General features: G+C 51.6%; 23 protein-coding genes and 1 pseudogene. 6 read left to right on the forward strand and 18 right to left on the reverse strand.

Features of this window, described 5'->3' with window-relative positions; genetic code table 11:
• Positions 1 to 9: 9 nt before the first annotated feature.
• Positions 10 to 990, reverse strand: coding sequence for a lipoyl synthase (lipA, locus tag MICA_RS06080; RefSeq protein ID WP_014102834.1), 981 nt, complete (start codon positions 988 to 990; stop codon positions 10 to 12).
• Positions 987 to 1,517 (reverse strand): histidine phosphatase family protein, encoded by a 531-nt coding sequence (locus MICA_RS06085; protein WP_014102835.1) that lies wholly within the window; start codon positions 1,515 to 1,517, stop codon positions 987 to 989. Before MICA_RS06085 ends, lipA begins: the two co-directional genes overlap by 4 nt.
• A gap of 153 nt (positions 1,518 to 1,670) precedes the next feature.
• On the opposite strand from MICA_RS06085, the gene MICA_RS06090 reads away from it, so the two are divergent.
• Positions 1,671 to 2,195, forward strand: coding sequence for a hypothetical protein (locus MICA_RS06090; RefSeq protein WP_014102836.1), 525 nt, complete (start codon positions 1,671 to 1,673; stop codon positions 2,193 to 2,195).
• Here MICA_RS06090 and MICA_RS06095 read toward each other — a convergent pair.
• Together MICA_RS06095 and lpdA are read right to left on the reverse strand one after the other, a co-directional pair.
• The gene (locus MICA_RS06095; RefSeq protein WP_014102837.1) at positions 2,174 to 2,908 is read right to left on the reverse strand and encodes a cysteine hydrolase family protein; all 735 of its coding nucleotides are present in this window, start codon (positions 2,906 to 2,908) and stop codon (positions 2,174 to 2,176) included. The two genes, MICA_RS06090 and MICA_RS06095, sit on opposite strands and share 22 nt — an antisense overlap.
• 30 nt (positions 2,909 to 2,938) lie before the next feature.
• A complete protein-coding gene (gene lpdA / locus MICA_RS06100; RefSeq protein WP_014102838.1) occupies positions 2,939 to 4,339 on the reverse strand; it encodes a dihydrolipoyl dehydrogenase in 1,401 nt (466 codons plus the stop codon).
• Positions 4,340 to 4,525: 186 nt separating this feature from the next.
• Between lpdA and MICA_RS06105 the strand changes: the two genes are divergently transcribed.
• Complete coding sequence (locus MICA_RS06105; protein WP_014102839.1) at positions 4,526 to 6,223, forward strand: methyl-accepting chemotaxis protein; 1,698 nt, start codon at positions 4,526 to 4,528, stop codon at positions 6,221 to 6,223.
• Positions 6,224 to 6,274: 51 nt separating this feature from the next.
• Here the strand turns inward: MICA_RS06105 and MICA_RS06110 are convergent, their stop codons facing one another.
• From MICA_RS06110 to MICA_RS06165, 11 genes and pseudogenes are all read right to left on the reverse strand, one after another.
• Complete coding sequence (locus MICA_RS06110; RefSeq protein WP_014102840.1) at positions 6,275 to 6,748, reverse strand: hypothetical protein; 474 nt, start codon at positions 6,746 to 6,748, stop codon at positions 6,275 to 6,277.
• A 135-nt stretch (positions 6,749 to 6,883) separates the two neighbouring features.
• Complete coding sequence (locus MICA_RS06115; RefSeq protein ID WP_014102841.1) at positions 6,884 to 7,519, reverse strand: deoxynucleoside kinase; 636 nt, start codon at positions 7,517 to 7,519, stop codon at positions 6,884 to 6,886.
• Between the two features lie 29 nt (positions 7,520 to 7,548).
• Positions 7,549 to 8,229 (reverse strand): deoxynucleoside kinase, encoded by a 681-nt coding sequence (locus MICA_RS06120; RefSeq protein ID WP_014102842.1) that lies wholly within the window; start codon positions 8,227 to 8,229, stop codon positions 7,549 to 7,551.
• 220 nt (positions 8,230 to 8,449) lie between these two features.
• Positions 8,450 to 8,950 (reverse strand): hypothetical protein, encoded by a 501-nt coding sequence (locus tag MICA_RS06125; protein ID WP_014102843.1) that lies wholly within the window; start codon positions 8,948 to 8,950, stop codon positions 8,450 to 8,452.
• A gap of 78 nt (positions 8,951 to 9,028) precedes the next feature.
• Entirely contained in the window at positions 9,029 to 10,192 is a 1,164-nt protein-coding gene (locus MICA_RS06130) for a class I SAM-dependent methyltransferase (RefSeq protein ID WP_014102844.1), read from the reverse strand.
• Between the two features lies 1 nt (position 10,193).
• Entirely contained in the window at positions 10,194 to 10,616 is a 423-nt protein-coding gene (locus MICA_RS06135; protein WP_014102845.1) for an acyl-CoA thioesterase, read from the reverse strand.
• Positions 10,613 to 11,218, reverse strand: a complete 606-nt coding sequence (locus tag MICA_RS06140; protein ID WP_014102846.1) for a deoxynucleoside kinase — start codon at positions 11,216 to 11,218, stop codon at positions 10,613 to 10,615. Before MICA_RS06140 ends, MICA_RS06135 begins: the two co-directional genes overlap by 4 nt.
• A 4-nt stretch (positions 11,219 to 11,222) precedes the next feature.
• Positions 11,223 to 12,517 (reverse strand): annotated as a pseudogene (locus MICA_RS06145) (pyruvate dehydrogenase complex dihydrolipoamide acetyltransferase).
• Positions 12,518 to 12,534: 17 nt separating this feature from the next.
• On the reverse strand, positions 12,535 to 13,947 hold the full coding sequence (locus tag MICA_RS06155) for a pyruvate dehydrogenase complex E1 component subunit beta (RefSeq protein WP_014102849.1): 1,413 nt from the start codon (positions 13,945 to 13,947) through the stop codon (positions 12,535 to 12,537).
• A 27-nt stretch (positions 13,948 to 13,974) separates the two neighbouring features.
• Positions 13,975 to 15,003, reverse strand: a complete 1,029-nt coding sequence (gene pdhA / locus MICA_RS06160) for a pyruvate dehydrogenase (acetyl-transferring) E1 component subunit alpha (RefSeq protein WP_014102850.1) — start codon at positions 15,001 to 15,003, stop codon at positions 13,975 to 13,977.
• A 125-nt stretch (positions 15,004 to 15,128) separates the two neighbouring features.
• Positions 15,129 to 15,443: an FtsB family cell division protein gene (locus MICA_RS06165; RefSeq protein ID WP_014102851.1), complete on the reverse strand. Its 315-nt coding sequence runs from the start codon at positions 15,441 to 15,443 to the stop codon at positions 15,129 to 15,131.
• Between the two features lie 279 nt (positions 15,444 to 15,722).
• Between MICA_RS06165 and MICA_RS06170 the strand changes: the two genes are divergently transcribed.
• A complete protein-coding gene (locus tag MICA_RS06170; protein WP_014102852.1) occupies positions 15,723 to 16,178 on the forward strand; it encodes a DMT family transporter in 456 nt (151 codons plus the stop codon).
• A 107-nt stretch (positions 16,179 to 16,285) separates the two neighbouring features.
• On the opposite strand, the gene eno is transcribed toward MICA_RS06170, so the two are convergent.
• Positions 16,286 to 17,599, reverse strand: a complete 1,314-nt coding sequence (gene eno / locus MICA_RS06175; RefSeq protein WP_014102853.1) for a phosphopyruvate hydratase — start codon at positions 17,597 to 17,599, stop codon at positions 16,286 to 16,288.
• A 10-nt stretch (positions 17,600 to 17,609) separates the two neighbouring features.
• Positions 17,610 to 18,455 carry a 3-deoxy-8-phosphooctulonate synthase gene (gene kdsA, locus MICA_RS06180; RefSeq protein WP_014102854.1) on the reverse strand — a complete coding sequence of 282 codons (846 nt, stop codon included), beginning with the start codon at positions 18,453 to 18,455 and terminating at the stop codon, positions 17,610 to 17,612.
• A 490-nt stretch (positions 18,456 to 18,945) separates the two neighbouring features.
• Here kdsA and MICA_RS06185 point away from each other — a divergent pair, with 490 nt between their 5' ends.
• The 3 genes from MICA_RS06185 to MICA_RS11870 all read left to right on the forward strand — a co-directional run bounded on the left by MICA_RS06185 (position 18,946) and on the right by MICA_RS11870 (position 22,379).
• Positions 18,946 to 19,638: an N-acetyltransferase gene (locus tag MICA_RS06185; protein ID WP_014102855.1), complete on the forward strand. Its 693-nt coding sequence runs from the start codon at positions 18,946 to 18,948 to the stop codon at positions 19,636 to 19,638.
• Positions 19,639 to 19,733: 95 nt separating this feature from the next.
• Entirely contained in the window at positions 19,734 to 21,182 is a 1,449-nt protein-coding gene (locus MICA_RS06190; protein WP_014102856.1) for an MBOAT family O-acyltransferase, read from the forward strand.
• Positions 21,183 to 21,200: 18 nt separating this feature from the next.
• On the forward strand, positions 21,201 to 22,379 hold the full coding sequence (locus MICA_RS11870; RefSeq protein WP_014102857.1) for a hypothetical protein: 1,179 nt from the start codon (positions 21,201 to 21,203) through the stop codon (positions 22,377 to 22,379).
• 22 nt (positions 22,380 to 22,401) lie between these two features.
• Here MICA_RS11870 and MICA_RS06200 read toward each other — a convergent pair whose 3' ends face one another.
• Positions 22,402 to 24,027 carry a CTP synthase gene (locus tag MICA_RS06200; RefSeq protein ID WP_014102858.1) on the reverse strand — a complete coding sequence of 542 codons (1,626 nt, stop codon included), beginning with the start codon at positions 24,025 to 24,027 and terminating at the stop codon, positions 22,402 to 22,404.
• Positions 24,028 to 24,031: the final 4 nt, after the last annotated feature.

Genomic DNA, 24,031 nt, shown 5'->3' on the forward strand with positions numbered 1-24,031 from the left:
CGATAAAAATTACTCAGCCGCCTGAACAGTGGCCTGCTTCGCGGCCAATTTCTCTTCACGGGCTGCTTTCAGGCGGGCGAAATCTTCACCCGCATGGTGCGATGACCGGGTCAGCGGCGAAGCCGATACCATCAGGAATCCCTTGGCTCGCGCCATCCGCTCCAGCCCTTCGAATTCTTCCGGTGTCCAGAATTTTTCGACCGGGGCATGTTTCGGTGTGGGTTGCAGATATTGGCCGATGGTAATGAAATCAATGTCGGCGGCGCGCATGTCATCCATGACCTGGGCCACCTCTTCCTTCGTTTCACCCAAACCAACCATCAGGCCGGATTTGGTGAAAATGGACGGGTCCACATCCTTCACCCGTTGCAACAGGCGCAAAGACCGGAAATATCGCGCACCCGGACGAATGGTCGGGTACAAGCGCGGCACGGTTTCAAGATTGTGGTTAAACACATCCGGCTTTGCCCCAATCACCGCATCAATAGACTGAATATTGCCACGGAAATCACCGGGCAGAATTTCAACCGTGGTATCCGGCGATTTGAAACGGATTGCGCCGATGGTTTTAACAAAATGGTCCGCGCCGCAATCATCCAGATCATCACGATCAACGGATGTAATCACAACGTGTTTCAGCGCCATTTGTTCAACGGCCACACCCACGCGCAGCGGTTCGTATTTATCCAGCTCTTCCGGCTTGCCCGTGGCCACGTTACAGAACGCACAGGCCCGGGTGCAGACCTCACCCATAATCATGAAGGTTGCGTGTTTTTTGTTCCAGCATTCGCCGATGTTCGGGCATCCGGCCTCCTCGCACACGGTGGTCAATTTTTGACCACGGACAATGTCCAACGTGTCTTTATAAACGGTGCCTTGCGGCGCGCGGACGCGCAGCCAATCGGGTTTCTTACCCATTGGGCGGTCGGCGTTCTTTTGCTTTTCCGGGTGGCGTTTTGCGCGATCCAGCAGATCAGGATTATAGGTCACAGCACCACCTCGTTCAGTTTCAAACGGCAGATTTCTTCGGACTGGCAATTATCGATCAGCAGCTTTTTGTGCTTGGCCAACGCCGCATAAACATACCACAAACCACCATGGGCCACGACCAGAACACGGCCAGCATGTTGGCCTGCGGCATATTTCAGGTTGTCGATGGTTCGCTTTTCAAACGCGGCCATGGTTTCGCCACCGGGCGGGTTCAGCCGGTCAGTGAAATAATCACCCACCTCATCCCATTTTGTGCCGGACCATTCGCCCAAATGCCATTCACGCAATCCCTCAACCACTTCGACCGGTTTGGAATGCCCCTTCAGGATCAATTCTGCCGTTTGTTGTGCCCGGGTCATCGGGCTGACGAACACGGTGTCAACCTGTTCAATAAATTCGCGATTGGTTTCATTAAAGGCACGCGCCTGTGCCATGCCCGTTTCATTGAGCGGAACATCCCATTCACCGCCAGCATTCAGACGGTTCAAATTGGCATCGGTTTGGCCATGGCGGATGAAAAACAGCATGTCGTATCCTGTACGCTAAAATCAGCCAAGACCATAGGATTCTGGGTGGCTTTTGTCAAAGAATCCAAGGGGTTTTGGGGATAGCTTCCATCACATGAAAAGTTATGATAAATAAACCAAAATTCAAAAAAGAGTGATTTTACAGGGACTTCAATGATCGCGCTGATGCCCGTTTTACAATCGATTGAAAAAAACCTGTCCCGCGACCTGTTGTCACGGGCCTGGGCGAAAATGGTAGCACCGGATGCACCGCCCGTAAGCGGCCACTGCGCCGTGGCGGCCGAAGCCTTGTACCATCTTCTGGGCGGTGCGCAGGCCGGGCTGATGCCATGTGTTTGCAAATATCATTGGACGGACGATGGCGCTGTGGTTCCGGGCCGCGGACAGGATGCAAAGTCGGATGAAACCCATTGGTGGATCCGCCTGCCCCGTAAAGGCGTTCGTGGCGCTGGCCGCGTGGTCGACCCGACCGCCGCCCAATACAATCAACCCTTCCCATACGATAAAGGAACGGGGCGGCATTTCATGGCCCCGCATGGTGGTCCCTCTAAACGCGCAGCCATTTTAATCGCGCGGGTACGCGCCGATTTGGGCGATGAAACCATCACCATGATGCGTAACGCCATGATCATGGCGTATAAACGTAGCCAGGCGGCTTACGGTTTTAACGCGTCCTGAAGACTGATGATTTTCAGCTGTTTATTCTGAACATAGGGCTGGAACACAGGCAGGCTGATCACATCACCAATTGTTCCCTTGGGCGCACGGCCCGGGACCGGTGTTCCAATCCCGGCGACCAGATCGGCCACAACACGCACATTGGCCCCGCGTTGCAGATAGCCCATCATGGCATCATGAACACAGAAATCAGACGCCACGCCGATCATGGTGACCTCGACATTCTCTGCTGTTCCCAACTTGACCACGCGGCGCATAAACTCATCGCGCAACTCGCCCGTCTGAATCACCTGACGATCACGGGTAACGTGATACAGGTTGTCATAGGCCTGTTCCTCCGCATCCGTGTCAAAGAACATCTGACCGCGGTCAGAAATTGGGTTTTGTTGCCACATATCGAACGTGTTTTTTGCCATGTAATAAACCGGCATCCGCTTTGCCAGCTCGGCATCATTCACAACCAGTTCCCATCCCTGTGTGCCATAGGGACAGTGAATGTCCGGAAAATCAGCTTTTTCCGGGCTGTTTTGATATTCACACGGAAAATGCGTGTCATATTTGATCAACGCCAGATCATAAATACCGCGCGGAATGGACCGAAAAAAATCGTTGGTCCGGTCAATCAACGGCTCGGCATTCGGAACATAAAGGCCACCATTCGACTTCATAAAATCGAACTGCATATCAACAACATCCAAAATACGCGTCGTCATGGTGAAACCCCTTTCACATTTTTCTTATTATTAGATATGGATAACCTTTCCATACGCGGCAAGAACACTCTCATGAATGGCTTCCGACAAAGTCGGGTGCGGGAAGATGGTGTGCATGAAATCCAGCTCCGTGGCTTCCATCGTTTTACCAACGACGAAGGCATGGATCAGTTCGGTGACTTCCGGCCCAACCATGTGTGCGCCCAGCAATTCGCCGGTTTTGGCATCAAACACGGTTTTGACCAGACCATCCGCATCACCCAGTGCAATGGCTTTACCGTTACCGATGAAGGGGAATTTGCCCACTTTCACGGTGTAACCCGCCTCTTTCGCCTTGGCTTCGGTCAAACCAACCGATGCCACATGCGGGTGGCAATAGGTGCAGCCCGGAATGTTTTCACGTTTGATCGGGTGAACATCCTTTTCACCGGCGATTTTTTCAACGCAAACAACGCCCTCGTGTGACGCCTTGTGCGCCAGCCACGGCGCACCGGCCACGTCGCCAATGGCATAAACACCCGGTTCCGCCGTGCGCAGATATTCATCGGTGACGATCTGGCCGCGTTCGGTTTTCACTTTTGTGTTTTCCAAACCAATATTCTCAATGTTGGCGACGATGCCAACGGCCATGATCACGCGGTCAACGGTGATTTTCTCAACCTTGCCACCCACTTCGATATGGGCAGTAACGTTGTCTTTGCCCTTCTCCAATTTCGTGACCTTGACTCCGGTCATGATTTTCATGCCCTGCTTTTCAAAGGATTTGCGGGCGATGGCGGAAATTTCTTCGTCTTCCACCGGCATCACGCGGTCCATCACCTCCGCCACCGTGACATCGGCCCCCAGCGTGCGGAAGAAGCTGGCAAATTCGATCCCGATAGCACCAGAACCAACGACCAGCAGGGATTTCGGCATGACATCCGGTACCAAGGCTTCGCGGTATGTCCAAACCAGTTTTCCATCGGGTTCCAGCCCCGGCAGAACGCGCGCCCGCGCACCCGTGGCCAGAATGATGTGTTTGGCGGACAGGGTATCAATAACCTTGCTGTCCTTCTCAACGGTCACTTTGCCCTTGCCGGCCAATTTGCCCCAGCCTTCGAACACAGTGATTTTATTTTTCTTCATCAGATGGCCAATGCCACCCGAGAGTTGTTTGGAAACCGCACGGGAGCGATCAACAATTTTTTTCAGATCGAACGACACGCCCGTCGCGGACAGGCCAAAATCATTGGCATGATTCATCAAATGATACACTTCAGCAGATCGCAACAATGCCTTGGTCGGGATACATCCCCAGTTCAGGCAGATACCACCCAGGTGATTGGCTTCAACCACCGCTGTTTTCATCCCCAATTGAGCCGCGCGAATGGCCGCAACATATCCGCCCGGCCCACTCCCAATTACAACAACATCAAACGCGTGATCAGCCATTTTATTACCCTTGGAATTTCAAAATGATGCACCACGAAATACCATGTTTTTCAGCGGGTTGTCCATGTTCGAAAATTTGTAACAAAACTGTAACCAAAAAGCTGGTGTAACCGCCTTGAAATACTGGGAAAATAATAAAATATCCTTCCGATTGGCAGATTTTATGAATTTTAACCGGGGTACACTATGCGTTTTTTAAGCAACCTGAAAATCAAAACCAAGATTTTGATGATCATCGTTCTGGCCGTGCTTGGCAATCTGGCGATTGTTTACGCCAACGCCAATACAACGCGAACCATGTTGCAAAATGAACGCACATTAAAAACCCGCCACCTCACCGAAACAGCATATACCCTCATTGAAAAATCTTATGCTGATTTCAAAGCCGGGGTCATAACAGAAGATCAGGCGAAATCAGCCGCGCTGGAAACACTGAAAGCCCTGCGTTATGAAACCAGTGATTATTTCTGGGTTAATACGCCGGAACCGCGTGTTGTGATGCACCCGATGATTCCCAAAATTGTGGGACAGGATCTGGCGACCGAAAACCCAAAACTGCACACGCTGTTTTCTGAAATGTCCGTTGCGGCAAAATCCACCGATAAAGGTGGTGCTTATAACTACTTGTGGCAGAAACCGGGTTTTGACCAGGACCAGCTTTTCCCCAAAGTATCGTATGTGAAATATTTCGCACCATGGAACTGGGTCGTTGGCACCGGGATCTATGTGGACGATGTTCAGGCCGCATTCCGCCAAAATTTGATCGAAGGTTTAATCAACGCGGGCATCGTGGTCGCGGTGATTATCCTGCTGTCCATGCTGATTTCCGCGGACTTGTCCAAACCGATGAAAAAACTGAGCAGCGATCTGAAAGAGCTGGCCTCCGGTAACATCAATGTTGAAAGCGAATATGGTGGCCGTAAAGACGAAGTTGGCGATATCGCCCGCGCCTTTAACGTGTTCAAACAAAACACCATCGAAAAATACCGTCTAGAGGCCGAACAGAAAGAAAATGAACGCCGTCAGGCCGAGGAGAAAAAAGCCCTGATGCTGAAAATGGCGGATTCATTTGATGAACGTGTCGGCAAAATCGTTGAATCTGTCGGCCATGCCGCATCGGATCTGCAAATGATGGCGGGCAGCCTGTCCAGCGCCATTGAAGAAACGACACAACAAAGCCAGCACGTCGCGGATTCGTCCAACCGCGCGTCTTCCAACGTTGCTACGGTTGCCGCCGCGACAGAGGAATTAAGTGTATCGATCCAGGAAATTTCATCAAACATCCTGACCACATCCAGCGCGGCCCGCACATGCGCATCCTATGCCGAGCAATCACAGGCCAAGCTGGATTCCCTGCAAGCTGCCATCAGTGAAATTGACGCCGTTGTGCAGACTATTAATGCTGTGGCCGAACAAACCAACTTGCTCGCCCTGAACGCGACAATTGAGGCCTCACGCGCAGGCGATGCGGGCAAGGGTTTCTCGGTCGTTGCCAGTGAAGTAAAAACGCTGGCCAACCAGACCCGCAACATGACCAACGAAATTTCCAGCCGGGTCGAACATGTGAAGAACAGCGCGATGGAAACCGTTGAAACGGTGAAGGCAATTATCAACGGTGTCAACGAAGTGGACGGCCAAACCGCCCATATCGCCGCCGCCGTTGAGGAGCAAACCACCGCGACCCAGGAAATCAGCCGCAATATTCAGATCGCATCCGAAAGCACGAACACGGTGTCAACCAGCATCGAAGAGGTCAAGGTCGCCACAGAGCACAGCGCCCAATCGACAAGCCAGCTCAAAGAATCCTCAGACATGCTGGCCATGCAGGCGGATATGCTGAAAAAATCCGTGAACGAATTTTTGGACCAGATCCGAAATGGTTAAACAAAAAGCCGCCCCACCAACGGGCGGCTTTTTTATAACATTACACAGTGATTAAATCTTTGGGCCGTTGATTTTCTGTGCCTTGATAAAATGAACGGCACTGACCGTTGCTTCCTGTAGCTTTTCCGCCTCTTTGGTCAAATCGCCACGCAAATCCAGCGTTAGTTTCACGTGGTCATCACAGACCAGATTGGCGACCGCACGGCCATTATAAGCCTCCATCACGTGGAGTACCGTTTTGACCGCGTCATTCATTTCGGCCACTTTGCCGCGCGCATCCAGCGTAATCCGATAAAACGGATCGCCATCGGCCAGCTTGTGATTAAGCCCTGCCGCTTTTTCTTCATCAGAAATAATCAGTGCAGCCTTGGTAATGCCCAGCTTGATGGAACGGGCGGTTTTTTCATCAAGTCCGCTTTCCAGCGCATCGTGAAAACGCGATGCCAGCGTGATCGCACCAAAGCGATCATCCGCGGTCATGTTGATGGTGTCTAAACCTTCGAATTCGGAACGAACCAATCCCATTTTCTAATTCCCCGCCTGTTTTTATCTGTATGTATGTTTGTTTCATTATTGATAACTGAAGCATAAGAAAAATGCAAAAAGAACCCGACCAAAAGGTCAGGTTCTTTGAATTTACGTTCTATTACAGTGTGATAACTACGCCGCCGCACGCAAACCGCGCAATTCGGCCATGCTGGCCAACGGGTTGTCGCCGGTGCGCAGATTTTCGCCCAGAACCGCCACAAAATCAGCATCGTTCAGCAGGTCAAACTTCTCCGTATCAATCGTGCGGATACGCGCACCGCGTTCGGCGGCACGCACGGCATGGTTGGCCAAGTGCCCTTCCAGATCACGGATGAAATCCAGCGTCACGCCCTTTTCATGGTCGCGGTTGCGGGCACGAATGCGGGCCATCTGTGTTTCCGGGGAACAGGTCAGGTACAGGTACAAATCCGCCTGCCCTTCTTTCTCCTCCAGAAAATCGATGGTTTCCAGCGCCAGACGTTGCGCTTCGTCTTTCAGGAACAGGCTGGCATAAGCGCGATCGGTCACAACCGAGAAATCGAACACCGTGACACGGTCGGCCTGCGTGCTTTGACGGATGGTGAAAAAGTTGCCGAGATAGAACGACAATTGCGAATAAAACCCGTACGACGCCGGATCGGCATACGCCAAATTCAAATACGGATTGTTGGCCAGATTTTCATTCACACAATGAATACCAAGGCGGGTAAACGCATTGCACAGCGTTGTTTTGCCCACACCCATGCCGCCAATAATTTCTACACGCATTGTTTTACTCTCCCCGTTAAACATTCTGTTTATTCAGCCGCGATTGCATCTTCGTACAGAGGCAAATCGACGTCCATTGGGCGCTTCTGCCCGAGAACTTTTTCAACACTCATATCAAACATACCCGCAATGTGGCGCGCCAGCGTTTCGGCATAGGCCGTATTGCCGGGGAAATAAACAGCTTCGGTATCAATATCCATCACGGCATCACCATCGGCGCGCGCGCGTTCGACCAGATCAGTCATTTCGCGTTGCAGGGATGTCACGTAATCCAGCGTCACACCCTTTTCATGGTCGCGATTGCGGCCACGGATGCGTTTCATCTGCGCCTCTGGTGAACATTGCAGGTTGATATACAGATCCGGGCGACCCAGACGGCCATCCAGATAATCGAAGCACTGATCAATCACGCCAAGCGCTTCCGGGTCTTCGTCACGGAACAGCATGTTGGTATAGGCCCGGACGTTCAAAACGCCCTGGTCCAGAACGTTCACACATCCCGGCTTTTCGAATTTCTTGATTTCGTGGAATTTCGATAAAACGAACCACATTTGCGACGGGAACCGGAAATTTACCGGGTCGACAAAGCAATCCGCCAGAAACGGATTGGTCGAAAGATTTTCATAAATGCAGTTAAACCCGACTTTTTCGAGCGCCTGGCATAGCGTTGACTTGCCTACACCCAATCCGCCGACAAGCTCGATCCGCATATGGTTACTCTCCCCGCAACTTTTTTGATTACGGGACTAACGGTACCAAGCATAGAGGACCAGGGGCACCCGGAAATGGGTTAATGTCCACAGATAACCGCACGGGAAAATTGGGTTTTCGGTCGTTGGGCGTGTGGGTAATTTTGATATCAGCGGCAAATGCAAAGGGAACCCCGCACGGTATCACCGTCAGGTCACACCCCGCAAAACATGCAACCCATTACATGGGGATCAAGTGGTCGTAACGCGGGCGTGTCGATTCAATCTTTCGGGATAGAATTTTACCCATATCTTCGATCTGGCTGGCTACCGTACTTGCGTCCTTGAAACGCAGTTCTTCACGCAGGCCATCGGGCATATAGCGCATGAAGTGAATTTTCATGACTTCTTTTTCGACCGGGATTTTTTGCGTTTCCAGGATGCTCAATTGCGCTCGCGTTTGATCCGCTGTGCCTTTGAAATAATCGCACAGGCGCGTACCCATGGATTTGCAGGCGCGAACCTTCTCAATATGGCCGTTCAATATCTCAACATTTCCGATCAAAACATCCAACACCATGCGGGCGGCATGGTCGGTTATGGCGCTTGCATAAATCGGGTATTGTTCGCGCAAAATATCAGCAAAGATTTTTTCCGCCTGACGCTTTTCATTTTCAGCCCGTTCGATAAAGAACGAGTCTGTGCTATCCGTTGAAAATGTTGGAAAATCAAATCGTTCCATGGCCCGATCCTCTAAAAGCCAGCCGTGCGATGCGCATGCTGACGTTTTACAGTAAAGCCCCATATTATGTCAATAAGATCAAACTATTGTTTCTAAATAATGGGTCGAAACGCCAAATTGTTGTTTAAACGCGTCAATATCCGCCGCAATTTTGGCCTGCCCGGTCTTTCCGGCCTTTTTCTTCTGCGCCACGATCATCACGTTTTTGGCTGTGTGTTCGGCGGAAATAAATTCAAAAATCTTCACGTCATACCCGTGATATTCCAGGATCATCCCACGCAACGTGTCGGTGACCATTTCGGCCTGACGTTCCATGAAAATACCGTGGCGGGTCAGAAGGCCTAGCGTGGCATCCGCACCGTTCTTTTCCATCTCACGCCGGATTTGTTTGTGGCAGCACGGGGCAACGATAATAAATTCGGACCCCGCCTTAATCCCCTTGGCAATGGCATCATCGGTCGCCGTGTCGCATGCGTGCAGAGCGATCAACATATTCACGCCATCGGCGTTGAAATTATCAATCGCACCTTGGGCAAATGACAAACCATCAAACGATGAATTTTTGGCAATCTGGTTGCACAGCATGACCAGATCGGGGCGATATTCAACGCCCATCACCTTCACATCAATATTGCGGATATTCTTCAGGTAATCGTACAACGCGAAGGTCAGATACCCCTTGCCCGCACCCATATCGACAATGTTTTTGAAATGGTCCGGCGATGCGTTTTTGGTCAGACCATCAATAATTTCAATGTATTTATTGATCTGGCGGAATTTGTCCTGCGCCTTGTCAAACACGCGGCCATTGGGATCGGTAATTTTCAGATCGCGCAAATAATGGCTGCCATCCGATGGGACCAGACGGTTTTTATTGCGGTCATGGTCGGCGGATGGAACTTCGGTATGGCTGGCCGGTTTTTCCTTTACCGTGTTTTTGTCCAGCACCAGGTCATATTGCGTTGTAAACAACGTCCCGGCCTTAAAATCCGACAACACGGCCTTCTGAATCATGCCGACGGCCACCGGGATGTCGTAATTTTTTACAATATCGCGGGTTTTGTAGTGGTAGGTGAAGCTGAGTTTTTCCTCACGCTTCACGATGATTTTACGAACGTCGATTTTCTTCAAGTCTTTTTCCGAACCTACATAATGGCTCAGAGACAATTTGACGAAGGTCCCCTGCCCCAAGGCAGATTTCAGAGACGCGACAAAATCAGACTGTCCGGTGTTTGATACCATGTTACGTGGCCTCGCTCACGCCAATGGCATACAACCATTCCGGCGTTGGCAGAACCAGTTTGCGGGCCTTCAGGTCGAACAAGGCCACGGTGAACACGGCCTCGGCACAGGATTCGTTGTTTTCGTTTAAAATCACCTGTTTCAACATGGCGATTTTGCCCGCGCATGACGTGGCTTGCGTTTCAATCACCACATTTTGATGCAGGCGCAATTCCTTCATAAACTTGATATTGCATTCAAGGATGGTCGGCCCCAATGCGCTTTCGCGGATTTTGGCCATGCCATACCCGCGTTGATTGATAAAATCCCACCGTGCTTCTTCCAACACTTCCAAATAGGTCGCGTTGTTCATGTGACCGAACGTATCCAAATGGCGTTCAATCACTTTCAACGGATAGGTAAATTTGACGAAGGATTCACTCATTGCGGGCAATATTTCTTAATTTTATTGATGAACTTCTGGTCAATTTTGGGGCCGCCGTGGGTCATATCAAACTCCAGTACAGGGATTGTTCCCTTTGACTTCACACGATCCAGGTAGTGGCAGATTTTCCCATTCAAGGAATCCAGAAATTCAACCGTGTGGCTCTGTTCAAAAAAACGGCCCCGCTTTTCAATACGGCGGATCAATTCGGTACTGTCGCAATGCAAATGAACGATCAATGCCGGGTCACCATAAGTGGCATACATGTTATCAATCGCATCATGGGTTTTACGCATTTTTTCGGGGGCGGATTCGGCCATATAAAAATCGGCGTAGGCCTTGTCCACCGCCAGGCAGAAATCAATCATCTGCAACGGCGTGGCACCCGCGGATTCGGATCGTGCAACTTCATTAAATCGTTGTTTCAGAATCCATTCCTGAAGCAACGGTTCATATGTTTTGGGATCAACCTGCACTTTGGCCCAATAGGGATTGTCCTGAACATTCTCGCGGCCAATGGTAAATCCATTGCGCGCAAAAATATCGCATAAGGTGGATTTACCCGCGGCCAGAATGCCCGACATTTCAATCCGCCGCCCCATGGGGTTAGACCAGCATGGAAACAGGATTTTCGATGTAGCGTTTGAACACCTGCAGATATTCGGCGCCAACCGCCCCATCAACCGCGCGGTGATCCACCGACAAGGTTACGGACATGACGGTGCCCACTTCCAATTTGCCGTTCACGACAACCGGTTGTTGGATACCGGCCCCAACGGCCAGAATGCAGGCCTGCGGCGGGTTGATAATGGCGGCAAAGTCCTTAATGCCGTACATGCCGAGGTTGGAGATAGAGAAGGTCCCACCCTGAAATTCAATCGGCTTCAACTTGCCATCACGGGCGCGGCCCGCCAGATCTTTCACTTCCTCGGAAATCTCACGCAGACCTTTGGTCTCCGCCGCTTTCACGATCGGTGTGATCAGGCCGTTCGGCGTGGCCACAGCAACGGAGATATCCGAGCTGTGATATTGCAAGATCGCATCATCGGTCCAGGACACGTTCGCCGCCGGATAGGCTTTGAGCGCCATGGCCGATGCCTTGATCACGAAATCGTTGACCGACAATTTGAATGCGCCTTTGGCTTCGGCGTTCAAACGTTCACGTGCGGCCAACAAATCATCAATACGGCAATCAACGGTCAGATAGAAATGCGGAACCGTTTGTTTGGATTCCAACAAACGGGATGCAACCACCTTGCGGATATTGTTGTTCGGCAGTTCCGTGTATTCCATGCCCAGCAAATCGGCCAATTGCTTGGCGTTCGGGCCAGACGATGCCAGGCGCGGTGCGCCAGCAGAGGCAGCGGGTTTTGCGCCACCTTTGAAATTCAGCACGTCGTCCTTCACGATACGGCCATGCGGGCCCGTGCCGGATACGACGGACAGATCAATGCCCTTCTCACCCGCCAAACGGCGTGCGAGGGGAGAAGCGAATATGCGGGAGCCTTTGTTCAACAAAGATCCCTCACCCTGCCCCCTCCCGGAGGGAGAGGGTTCTGTTTTTGCGGGCGCAGCGGACACCGGGGCCATATCGTCCCCTCTCCCTGCGGGAGAGGGTTGGGGTGAGGGGGCGCAGATTTAAGATCCGCAGCGCTTTCGCCATCTTCCAGCAACATGGCAATCGGCGTATTCACGGCCACGCCTTCGGTGCCATCAGCCACCAGAATTTTACCCAGCGTCCCTTCGTCCACGGCTTCAACTTCCATCGTTGCCTTGTCCGTTTCGATCTCGGCGATCACATCACCGGCCTTGATCTTGTCGCCTTCCTTCTTGGTCCATTTGGCCAATTTCCCTTCAGTCATGGTCGGGGACAAGGCAGGCATTGTGATTTGAATGGGCATCTTTGTGTTCTCTCTACTTAGCGGTAGCAGACCTGTTTCGCCACATGGACAATCTCATCCACCTGCGGCAGGGCCAGGGCTTCGAGGTTTGCGGCGTATGGCAGCGGAACGTCCGCGGCGCAAACACGGCGCACCGGTGCATCCAGATAATCAAACGCATGTTCGTTGACCAAAGCGGCAATTTCCGAACCGATACCAGCGAACGGCCAGCTTTCTTCAACACTGACAATGCGGTTGGTTTTCTTCACCGATTCAATAATCGTCCAACGGTCCAGCGGGCGGATGGTGCGCAGGTTGATGACCTCGGCGCTGATGCCTTGCTCGGCCAGTTTCTCGGCGGCCTGCAGGGCTTTGCCCACCATGATGGAATAGGCAACCAGCGTGACATCAGTGCCCTCGCGTTCAATTTTCGCGCGCCCCATCGGGATCACGAAATCCTCATCCGTCGGCACGTCAAAGCTCTGGCCGTACATGATTTCGTTTTCCAGGATCACAACCGGGTTCGGATCGCGGATGGCGGCCTTCATCAGGCCTTTCGCATCGGCGGCGGACCACGGCGCAACAACTTTCAGACCCGGGATATGGCCATACCAGCTGGCGTAATCCTGGCTGTGCTGGGCACCAACGCGTGCGGCGGCGCCGTTGGGTCCGCGGAACACAATCGGGCAACCCAATTGACCACCGGCCATATACAATGTTTTGGCGGCGGAGTTGATGATGTGGTCAATCGCCTGCATGGCGAAGTTCATGGTCATAAATTCGACAATCGGCTTCAGACCGCTGAATGCGGCACCGGTTGCGATACCGGCAAAGCCGTATTCGGTGATCGGCGTATCAATGACGCGTTTTGCACCAAATTCATCCAGCAGACCTTGGGATACTTTGTACGCGCCGTTATATTCGGCAACTTCTTCACCCATCAGGAATACGGTGTCATCGCGGCGCATTTCTTCGGCCATGGCGTTACGCAAGGCTTCGCGCACGGTCATGGTTTGCGTTTCGGTGAAGGCGGCCTCGTCAAACATCGGCGGCTCGATAATCACGCCCTGTGCATACAGGATGTCGCGGTTATCAACATGCGCGCCAGCGGGCTGGGATGCGGACCCACCCGATACCACAGGCGCAGCAGCCGGAGCGGCCGCGGCCTTCGGCGCCGGGCCGGACGATACGGCACCAACGGATGTTTCGCCATCTTCCAGCAAAACGGCAATCGGCGTATTGACCGCGACACCTTCGGTGCCTTCGGCAATCAACAATTTGCCCAATTTACCTTCATCCACGGCTTCGACTTCCATGGTGGCTTTATCGGTTTCAATCTCGGCGATCACATCACCGGGCTTGACCATATCGCCTTCTTTTTTCGTCCACTTGGCCAGTTTCCCTTCGGTCATCGTCGGGGACAGCGCGGGCATCAAAACTTCAATCGACATTTTCTTCTCTTCACTCTCAATCGGTGATTAGTCTTTGACTTCAACCAGAACATCGGTCCACAGCTCGGCAACATCCGGCTCCGGTGACTCTTGCGCGAATTGTGCGGCTTCGTTCACGATGTCTTTGATTTCTTTTTCAATCGGCTTCAGATCGTCTTCGGTGACGCCTTCGACTTCCAGAAGCTTGCGGATACGTTCAATCGGATCGCTTTCCGTTTTGAATTTCTCTACCTCTTCCTTCGAACGGTATTTGCCCGGGTCGGACATAGAGTGACCGCGATAACGATACGTCATCATTTCCAGCAAATATGGGCCATTGCCGGAACGAATGTGGTCCAACGCCTGACGCGCGGCGGCCTGAACGGCCAGAACATCCATACCATCAACCTGTTCGCCCGGGATGCCATAGGCCTCACCACGGCGATACAAATCACCGGCGGCATGGCGGGAAATGCTGGTCCCCATGCCGTATTTGTTGTTTTCAATGATGTACAGAACCGGCAATTTCCACAGGGCGGCCATGTTCATGGCTTCATAAAACTGCCCTTGGTTGGATGAACCATCGCCCATATAGGCCACAGCCACGCCGTTATCACCCTTGTATTTGTGCGCGAAGGCCAAACCAGTGCCCAGCGAAGAGCTGGCACCAACGATACCGTGCCCACCAAAGAAGTTCGCTTCTTTGCTGAACATGTGCATCGAACCGCCCTTGCCGCGGGAATACCCACCGCGACGGCCCGTCAATTCCGCCATGACCCCTTTCGGGTCCATGTTACAGGCCAGCATGTGGCCGTGATCGCGGTATGCGGTGATAACCGTATCCTGCGGCTCCTGCATCGACTGGATACCGGTAACGACCGCTTCTTGTCCAATATACAGGTGGCAGAAACCACCGATCAGTCCCATGCCATAGAGCTGGCCGGATTTTTCTTCAAAACGGCGGATCAGCAACATATCGCGGAAGAGCTTTTTCATCTCTTCGACGGTCGGCTTTGCCTGGCTGTTCGATACGGATTTCAACTTTGAATCTTTGCTTGTCTTGGCGGATGTGGCCACGAAAAGCCTCCTGCAGAAAACGTTGGAAATGTGCGATTTTTCGCCCCGCACAACTACACCATTTCCCGGCAGGTTTCCACCCAAAACAAGATTGGGAAACCCGAAATGGTGCAATGCAGTAATTTTTATTGACTTAGAACAACAGCTTGCTCATCCGCATAGCCAAAGCCCAGAACGGCGCGGGCGCGTTCTTCCAGCAAATCCGGGTCCAATGAACCGGGGCGCAGGCGGGTCACACGGGCTTCCAGCTCCACACGCTGAACGGTTGTTTTTTCAACCTTCATAGTCGTTTTGGTGATGGATTGCTCAAGGGTCATCAGACGAATGATGGACCGTTCCCCCTGCACCAGATGGTACGAGAAATACAGCGTCAGGCAGATCCCGATGATACCCAGGACATTGCGCTGTTTCGTTTTACGCTGTGAAAGGGAAGCTCTCATACTCACTATGGAATCACAAAGACCGTTCGACGGCAAGAGGAAAGTGTAACAGAGTCAATTGGTTAAGGCAGGAAGGTCCAGTGAACGGCGAGGTGCTAAGTGATTCAAAAGACTCACTATTTTTAGCATAACTCCGTATGAAGTCCCGCATGAAAAGCATAATTTTTTATACAGTGCGCCTGAATATGGGCATCGCAGCACAGTGGACAGCTTGTCCGCATCATCACACCCCCTATTATGATTGGAACACTGACCATATCCCTCCCGGAGTTTCTGATTATGCCATCCGCCCTCCTCCTCCCTTTGACCATGTCCATTCTGGCCGGGTCCATGATTGTGTTACAGGCCCCCATCAATGCCCGCCTGGGCGATCACATGGGCGGACCACTGGTGGCCGCGTTCTTCTCATTCTTCACGGGGTCGATTTTGCTCGGCTGTGTTCTGCTCGCATTGCGCAAACCGATCCTGCTAGAGAATATCAGTCTGACATCGCCATGGATGTGGATTGGCGGAACGCTGGGGTCCATGTTCGTATTCACAACCATTTTCGTCGTGCCGAAACTGGGCGCGGCGGGCATGATTGCCCTGATCATCTGCGGCCAGATTTTGTTTTCACTCGCAGTTGATCACTACGGCTTCCTGCTGCCCGAAGCCACGCCAATATCACCCGTTCGCATAGCTGGCGCGGTTTTGCTGATCATCAGTGTGGCCATGATCATGGCCCCGAAATTCTAAAAAAACTTTGCCCCAAAAATGCGTTACCCCGGCGAAAGCCGGGGTCTTCATCCTTTATGGCGAGAAGATCCCGGCTTTCGCCGGGATGACGTCTTGATGATGCCGTATTAAGCGGCCTTCGTTTTCTTGCCCGTCACGCTCGGCTCCGCGCGCAGAACGGAACGGCCAGCGAATACGGCCTGTGGGCCCAGCATATCTTCGATACGCAGCAGCTGGTTGTATTTCGCCGTGCGGTCGGAACGAGACAGGGAACCCGTCTTGATCTGGCCGGCATTGGTGGCCACGGCGATATCGGCAATCGTGGAATCTTCGGTTTCTCCTGAACGGTGGGACAGGATCACACCATACCCGGCCTTCTGCGCCATCTGAACCGTTTGCAGTGTTTCAGACAGCGTACCGATCTGGTTCACTTTCACCAGAATGGCATTGGCGCAACCCTCTTCAATACCCTGACGCAGGCGCTCCGGATTGGTCACGAACAAATCATCACCAACCAGCTGAACCTTGTCACCCAACGCATCGGTCAGCATTTTCCAACCGGCCCAGTCATCTTCGCTCATGCCATCTTCGATGGACACGATCGGGTAACGGGCGCACAGATCTTCGTAGAATTTGACCATGCCAGCGGAATCGAGCGTTTTACCCTCGCCTTCCATCACGTATTTCCCGCCCTTGTAAAATTCGGTCGATGCGCAATCCAGCGCCAGAACGACATCTTCACCCGGCACGTAACCAGCGGCCTCAATCGCTTTCATGATGTAGTCCAGTGCTTCCGTGGCCGATTTAACAGCAGGGGCGAACCCACCCTCATCACCCACGTTGGTGTTCAGGCCAGCCTTGGACAATTCCTTCTTCAGCGCATGGAAAATTTCCGCACCACAGCGCAGCGCTTCGGAGAAATCAGGGGCGCCAACCGGCATGATCATGAATTCCTGAATATCCACCGGGTTGTCGGCATGTGCGCCGCCATTGATAATGTTCATCATCGGCACCGGCAATTCATGGGCATGAACGCCACCCAGATAACGGTACAGCGGCACATCCAGCTCATCCGCCATGGCTTTGGATACGGCCAGCGATACACCCAGAATGGCGTTTGCGCCCAAGCGGCCTTTGTTCTCCGTTCCATCCAGTTCCATCATGGTCTGATCGATATGCAATTGCTCTTCAGCATCCATACCAGATAAAGCTTCGAAAATTTCCGTGTTCACGTTTTCAACGGCATTCAAAACGCTTTTCCCGTTGTAAAACCCTTTTTCACCATCGCGCAGTTCAACGGCTTCATGCGCGCCCGTGGACGCACCGGACGGCACCGCCGCACGGCCCGTGGCCCCACTTTCCAGCGTTACATCAACTTCAACCGTCGGATTGCCGCGGCTGTCCAGAATTTGGCGGGCATAAATGTCGATAATTGCGGTCATGTCTATCTCCTTATTGGATATTCACCAGTTTCATGGATTTCACCAGATCGTCGATGGCCTTCGCTTGGCTCAAAAACTCTTCCAGCTTGTTAAACGGCAGGGCCGACGGGCCATCGCATTTGGCCTTGTCCGGGTCTTCGTACGCTTCGATAAAGATACCGGCCAAACCAATGGCCAGAACGGCGCGCGTTAAATCCGGAACCAACGCACGGCGGCCGCCCGATGCTTCACTGCCCGGCAGACGCATTTGGGATGCGTGGACGGTGTCGCAAATGATTGGTGTGTTGCCTGTCGCTTGCTTCATCACGCCAAATGCCATCGGATCGACAACCAAATTGTCGTAGCCAAAGCAATGGCCGCGTTCGCACAGGATCACCTTGTCGTTGCCGCATTCGGCAAATTTATCGACGATGTTTTTCATCTGATACGGGGACAGGAATTGCGGTTTCTTCACGTTAATGACCGCGCCCGTCTTCGCCATGGCTTCGACCAGATCGGTTTGCCGCGCCAGAAACGCCGGCAACTGGATCACATCAACAACATCGGCCACGGGCTGGCATTGGTCGATTTCATGCACGTCGGTGATGATGGCCACGCCAAATTCTTCCTTCACCTTGCGGAAGATGCGCAAACCTTCATCCAAACCCGCCCCGCGATAGCTATGGATGCTGGACCGGTTGGCCTTGTCAAAACTGGCCTTGAATACGTACGGAATGCCCAGCTTGTCGGTGATGTTTTTATAAACTTCGACCGCTTTCAGGGTGATGGCTTCGTTTTCCAGGACGTTCAGGCCGCCAAACAGGACAAAGGGCTTGTCGTTGGCAACTTCAATCGAACCGATTTTAACTGTTTTCATGGGGGGCTCATATCTCAAGGGGGCTACGCGTGCCCCGTATATATAGGGCAAACGGCCAAAAACGGCCAACGAAAACATGAAGATCGGACCCGTTTGGGCACCCCGAATCCCCTCACCGCCGCCAAAGGACCCGTTCGCGGGTCAGCGAAGGTCATTTTGGGGCAAAATCCCCCCGCCAGACCCGCGGAAAGGCAGGGTTTTTAAAAAAAAATTTCATATAAAATTATGGAATACGAAGTCAAAAATTGAACAAAAACAAACCCAAAATTTTGAGCACGGCAAACCTGTGGCAAGCCCTTGAGCCCAAAGGCAAAAAAAATGATTTTCAGGGGCGATTTTTTATTGCATATAGGCGCCCGTTGTATGTATACAACAATTTCCGTAACAACTCATTGGGAGGACCCATGCATTGACAACGCTCGAGCTGACACGTGTTACTCAGGACAACCCTGTACTTCTCGCCCTTTTTGAACGGGCATACCGCCAAATTTTGGCACCCGCTTTCCCCGATACCAACCAAGCCGAAACGCTGGATAAATTCTTAGCGGGCATGAATGGTGAAATTAAGAACTTCGATGTCGTGGTCAATTTAATTGGCCAAAACTTACGCGATATCGACAGGGCTGAATTAGCCGGGATCAGTGTGGCCTATTACTATCCTGAACATAACGTCGGCAATCTTGCGTACAATGCAATTGACCCGAATATCCGCCAAGGCGGCCTGGGCAAAGCCATGGTCCAATGCCGTATTGAATCCCTGAAAGAAAAAGCAGCAGAACGCGGCAAATCCCTGCGCGCTGTTTTTCTGGAAGTGAACAACCCGGAACGCGCCCCCAAAGAACTGGACACTATGGATGCGAATAAACGTGTCGCCATTTTTGAAAAATGGGGCGCACGCAAAATTGGCATCGATTACGTCCAGCCGCCCGTCTACGAAGACGGCACGTTCTGCGATTACATGGATTTGTACAGCTATCCGGTCGATGGCCGCTACGCCAACCGCAAGGATGTCAGCGCTTTCCTGATGGCATCCTACTGCCTGAGCTATGGCACAACAGGCGACCGCCAAATGGCTTTGCGTACCATGTACAACCAACTATCCGAATGGAAACCGGAACGCCCCCTGCCCCCCGGCACCCCAGCCGGATACCAGGTCGGCAGCCATGCTTTGCAGCTTGTGTAAGCGTTAAGAGTAAAATAAATTCGACATTATAAAGCCGGAAGATCCTTTATCTTCCGGCTTTATTTTCAAAGTGGCTCTTTATCAAGGCGCAGAGAATGCTTTTTAACTCATACGTTTTTATTCTATTTTTTCTGCCCATCACCTTCTTCGTTTATTTCATCCTGACGAAGCAGCGCCTGTTCACAGCCGCAAAAGCCTTTTTGGCAGGTTCTAGCCTTTTTTTCTACAGCTGGTGGAGTGTTGCCTATCTGCCACTCATCCTGATTTCCATGATCGTCAATTTTTCAATTGGCTCCATCTTAACCGCCGATGATAGTGGCAAGAAAAGGCATGGCATTAAAAGCAGGAAAGCCATGCTGATCGCCGGACTTGCGTTTAACCTCGGGCTTATTGGTTACTTCAAATACGCCGATTTTTTTGTGACCAATGTCAACGCGATCGCAGGAACGGATATTCCCGCACTCCACGTAATTCTCCCCCTTGCCATCAGCTTTTATACGTTCCAACAGATCGCCTATCTGGTCGATAGCTATGACAGACAAACGAAAGAATACGATTTTCTCAGCTACGTTATTTTTGTGACATTTTTCCCGCAGCTGATTGCCGGGCCCATTATTCACCACAAGGAAATAATGCCGCAATTTGCCAGCCGCTGGAACATGGTCAAACGCTATAGAAACATCGCCGTTGGCTTATTCATCTTCAGCGTTGGCCTATTTAAAAAAGTCATTATTGCGGATAGCTTCGCCCAATGGGCAACAGCGGGGTTCGATGGGGCTCAGACTTTAACTTTCTTCGAAGGGTGGGCGACCAGCCTCAGTTACACATTCCAGATCTATTTCGACTTCAGCGGCTATACCGATATGGCGATTGGGGCGGCTCTTCTGTTTAACATTCGTCTGCCGCAAAACTTTAATTCTCCGTACAAAGCAACCAGCATTCAAGATTTCTGGAAACGCTGGCACATGACGCTCAGCAAATTTCTCCGTGATTATCTATATATCCCACTGGGCGGAAACAGATACGGCCTCCCCCGAACATGTGTGAACCTCTTTGCCACATTCATTCTTGGCGGCTTGTGGCACGGTGCCAGCTGGATGTTCATTATTTGGGGCGCTTTGCATGGAATGGCGCTCATCGTACATCGGCTGTGGCAGGTGACAAAACTGCGGATACCCACGTTTATCGCGTGGTTTTTAACGTTTAACTTTATCAATGTGACATGGGTATTCTTCCGCGCAACCAACATGGAATCCGCGCAGAAGGTGTTATCTGCCATGCTTGATATTAAAACCATATCCATAAGCGAAAATATGTTTGCCGCCATCAATGGAAAGATGGATGAAATATTGATCGCGACGGTATTGGCATTTGCAATCACCCTCTTCGCGAAAAACAACGCACAAATAGAATCCTTCCTACGCCACAATGCCGCGACGCTGAAAGCTCGGTGTTGTTATGTCGCCGCGGGCTTAATGCTGGCTATATCGCTGTTCATGATTGGACAGATTGGGAAGTCAGAATTCCTGTATTTTAATTTCTAATCGCGGATTTATAAAACAATGATCAAGCGCAGAATTGCAAAGCGTAATATCCGCCTGTTCTTTATCGCCCCAGCCATAGCGGCGATATTGATACTGATTATGGGTATTTTCGACCCCACCGGGGTTCTTCATGCCCACGGATTCCGCGCAGGAATTATGAAAGATATGCGCCAACAGGCCGCCGGCGTGATGAACATCAACCCCAATCTGGATTCAATTATCCTTGGAACCAGCGTTCTTGAAAACACATCATCGCGCGAAGCGGAACGTGTTCTGGGCGGGGCATACGCAAATATATCCATGTCAGGAAGCAGTTTTTATGAACGTCACTTCGCCTTAGATAGACTGCTTAAAACGCAAAAAATAAAGACAGTCATATATTCTTTGGACGACAACTATCTCTCGCAAACGAGGGAACACTCATCATATCCGGTTGCGCAATATGATTACCTCTACAACTGGAACACACTTGATAACATTAAGATCTATCAAGATTTTCCAATATTCAAATGCCTGATAAAGAAAGAAAAAAAGCGCAAAAAATGCATGTCTGATGACATCATGTTTGACCGCCCCAATATGTGGATGAACGACCCGAATGAAAATATTCGCTTTGGCGGGCTTGATCACTGGTTCGCCGCAAACAACAACCAACAGGTTATCGACGCCCTGTCTTCCATTTCATCCAGCGCCCAAGACATTGCGGACGGAAAACAGAAACAGGATGACGCGGAAGAGATATCGAAAAACATAAAAGCGACAGAAAAATATATTGATGATTACGTTCTGTCTTATGTGCGCAATTACCCAAGAACGGAATTCCATTTGGTTTTCCCGCCGTATTCTCGGATTAAATTTGCGCAGTGGCATCAGGGAAACCCTAAATATAGCCAAACACACGAAGCCGCAATCCGCTATCTGGCACAAGCCCAGAAGTCATTAAGCAATCTTTATGTCTACGGATACGAAGATATGAAATTTATTGATGATATCGCCAATTACAAGGATACCGGTCACTACCACGAACGTATCAACACCATGATGTTGCAATCCATTCACGATAAGAAAAGTGTGATTACACCGGATAATGCCGAAACTTACATTGCAACAGCCCGTCGCAATGCGCTCAGCTTCGACCTGATTGGATTGGGACGTAAGATTGATGCCTATCTCAAAACACAAAAAAAGACGGATTAATACATCCGCCTTCTTCTGAATTTCAAACCAATCGGCTTTGTTTTATCGCGGCATCCACAAACGCTACAAACAACGGATGCGGATCAAAGGGTTTGGATTTGAGTTCGGGGTGGAATTGGACACCGACAAACCATGGGTGGTCCGCATATTCCACGATTTCCGGCAAACGACCATCCGGGGACAGGCCGGAGAAAATCAGACCTTGTTGTTCCAGACGATCCTTGTACGCCATGTTTACTTCGTACCGGTGGCGGTGGCGTTCGGAGATTTCTGTTGTGCCGTAGGCATCGGCAACCTTGCTGCCCTTTTTCAGGATGGCTGGATAGGCCCCCAGACGCATCGTGCCGCCCATATCGTTGGACGCGCTGCGCTGTTCGGTCTGGTTGCCCTTGACCCATTCGGTCATCAGGCCAACCACGGATTCTTCGCACGGGCCAAATTCGGTCGAGCTGGCTTTTTCAAGACCCAGCAAATTGCGTGTGGCTTCGATGACGGCCAATTGCATGCCGAAGCAAATGCCGAAATACGGCACGGAACGCTCGCGCGCAAAACGGGCCGCGTTGATCTTGCCCTGTGCGCCCCGTTCCCCAAAGCCGCCAGGAACCAGAATGCCGTTGATATTGTGCAAATGGTCGGCGGGGTTTTCGGCTTCGAAAATCGTTGATTCAATGAACTTCAAATTCACGCGCGCATTGTTGGCGATACCGCCATGGATCAAGGCTTCGTTCAGCGATTTATAGCTGTCGTTCAGGCCGGTATATTTGCCCACAACGGCAATGTTTACTTCGCCTTCTGGGTCTTTAATCCGGTGGACGATGTTCTTCCAAACGGACAGATCCGGTTCCTTGTTATCCAGACCGAAGAACGCCAGAACCTGTGTATCCAGCCCCTCGGCATGATAGGTCAGCGGCACTTCATAAATGGTTTTCACATCCAGTGCCGGAATGACCCGTTCAAACGGAATGTTACAGAACAGGGAGATTTTGCGGCGGTCATCGTCTTCGATATGGCGATCAGCGCGGCAGAGCAGGATATGCGGGCGAATACCTGCGCTCATCAGCTCTTTCACCGAATGTTGCGTCGGTTTGGTTTTCAGCTCACCCGCCGCCGGGATATAGGGCAACAGGGTCACATGGGTATACAGCGCACGGGCATCGCCCAGCTCGTTGCCCAATTGGCGGATGGCCTCCAGAAAGGGCAGGCTTTCAATATCGCCCACCGTACCGCCGATTTCGCACAGGATGAAATCAGCCGTACCATCCTTCTCCATCACGAAGGATTTAATTTCATTCGTGATGTGGGGAATAACCTGAATGGTTGCGCCCAGATATTCGCCCTTGCGTTCCTTTTGCAGGACGTTGGTGTAAATCTGGCCGGTGGTGATATTGTCGTTCTTCTGCGCCGGACGGCCCGTGAAACGTTCATAGTGCCCCAGATCAAGATCCGTTTCCGCGCCGTCATCGGTCACGAACACTTCGCCGTGCTGGAAGGGGCTCATCGTGCCCGGATCAACGTTCAGGTAAGGATCAAGCTTGATCAGACGAACCGAATACCCGCGCGATTGTAACAATGCGCCCAAAGCGGCGGATCCGAGGCCCTTCCCAAGGGAAGAAACCACGCCGCCGGTAATAAAGATAAATCGTGACATTTTT

This window comes from Micavibrio aeruginosavorus ARL-13 (genome assembly GCF_000226315.1).
Taxonomy (GTDB): domain Bacteria; phylum Pseudomonadota; class Alphaproteobacteria; order Micavibrionales; family Micavibrionaceae; genus Micavibrio; species Micavibrio aeruginosavorus_B.

Bases quoted from the DNA above. Each gene is read 5' to 3' on its own strand.
- MICA_RS06105 (WP_014102839.1), top strand. From the start codon at position 4,526: ATGCGTTTTTTAAGCAACCTGAAAATCAAAACCAAGATTTTGATGATC.
- MICA_RS11870 (WP_014102857.1), top strand. From the start codon at position 21,201: ATGATCAAGCGCAGAATTGCAAAGCGTAATATCCGCCTGTTCTTTATC.
- MICA_RS06115 (WP_014102841.1), bottom strand. From the start codon at position 7,519: ATGCGTGTAGAAATTATTGGCGGCATGGGTGTGGGCAAAACAACGCTG.
- MICA_RS06135 (WP_014102845.1), bottom strand. From the start codon at position 10,616: ATGAGTGAATCCTTCGTCAAATTTACCTATCCGTTGAAAGTGATTGAA.
- MICA_RS06130 (WP_014102844.1), bottom strand. From the start codon at position 10,192: ATGGTATCAAACACCGGACAGTCTGATTTTGTCGCGTCTCTGAAATCT.
- MICA_RS06120 (WP_014102842.1), bottom strand. From the start codon at position 8,229: ATGCGGATCGAGCTTGTCGGCGGATTGGGTGTAGGCAAGTCAACGCTA.
- MICA_RS06090 (WP_014102836.1), top strand. From the start codon at position 1,671: ATGATCGCGCTGATGCCCGTTTTACAATCGATTGAAAAAAACCTGTCC.
- MICA_RS06200 (WP_014102858.1), bottom strand. From the start codon at position 24,027: ATGTCACGATTTATCTTTATTACCGGCGGCGTGGTTTCTTCCCTTGGG.
- MICA_RS06140 (WP_014102846.1), bottom strand. From the start codon at position 11,218: ATGGGGCGGCGGATTGAAATGTCGGGCATTCTGGCCGCGGGTAAATCC.
- MICA_RS06095 (WP_014102837.1), bottom strand. From the start codon at position 2,908: ATGACGACGCGTATTTTGGATGTTGTTGATATGCAGTTCGATTTTATG.
- lpdA (WP_014102838.1), bottom strand. From the start codon at position 4,339: ATGGCTGATCACGCGTTTGATGTTGTTGTAATTGGGAGTGGGCCGGGC.
- MICA_RS06155 (WP_014102849.1), bottom strand. From the start codon at position 13,947: ATGTCGATTGAAGTTTTGATGCCCGCGCTGTCCCCGACGATGACCGAA.
- MICA_RS06170 (WP_014102852.1), top strand. From the start codon at position 15,723: ATGCCATCCGCCCTCCTCCTCCCTTTGACCATGTCCATTCTGGCCGGG.
- kdsA (WP_014102854.1), bottom strand. From the start codon at position 18,455: ATGAAAACAGTTAAAATCGGTTCGATTGAAGTTGCCAACGACAAGCCC.
- MICA_RS06085 (WP_014102835.1), bottom strand. From the start codon at position 1,517: ATGCTGTTTTTCATCCGCCATGGCCAAACCGATGCCAATTTGAACCGT.
- MICA_RS06190 (WP_014102856.1), top strand. From the start codon at position 19,734: ATGCTTTTTAACTCATACGTTTTTATTCTATTTTTTCTGCCCATCACC.
- MICA_RS06165 (WP_014102851.1), bottom strand. From the start codon at position 15,443: ATGAGAGCTTCCCTTTCACAGCGTAAAACGAAACAGCGCAATGTCCTG.
- MICA_RS06110 (WP_014102840.1), bottom strand. From the start codon at position 6,748: ATGGGATTGGTTCGTTCCGAATTCGAAGGTTTAGACACCATCAACATG.
- eno (WP_014102853.1), bottom strand. From the start codon at position 17,599: ATGACCGCAATTATCGACATTTATGCCCGCCAAATTCTGGACAGCCGC.
- MICA_RS06125 (WP_014102843.1), bottom strand. From the start codon at position 8,950: ATGGAACGATTTGATTTTCCAACATTTTCAACGGATAGCACAGACTCG.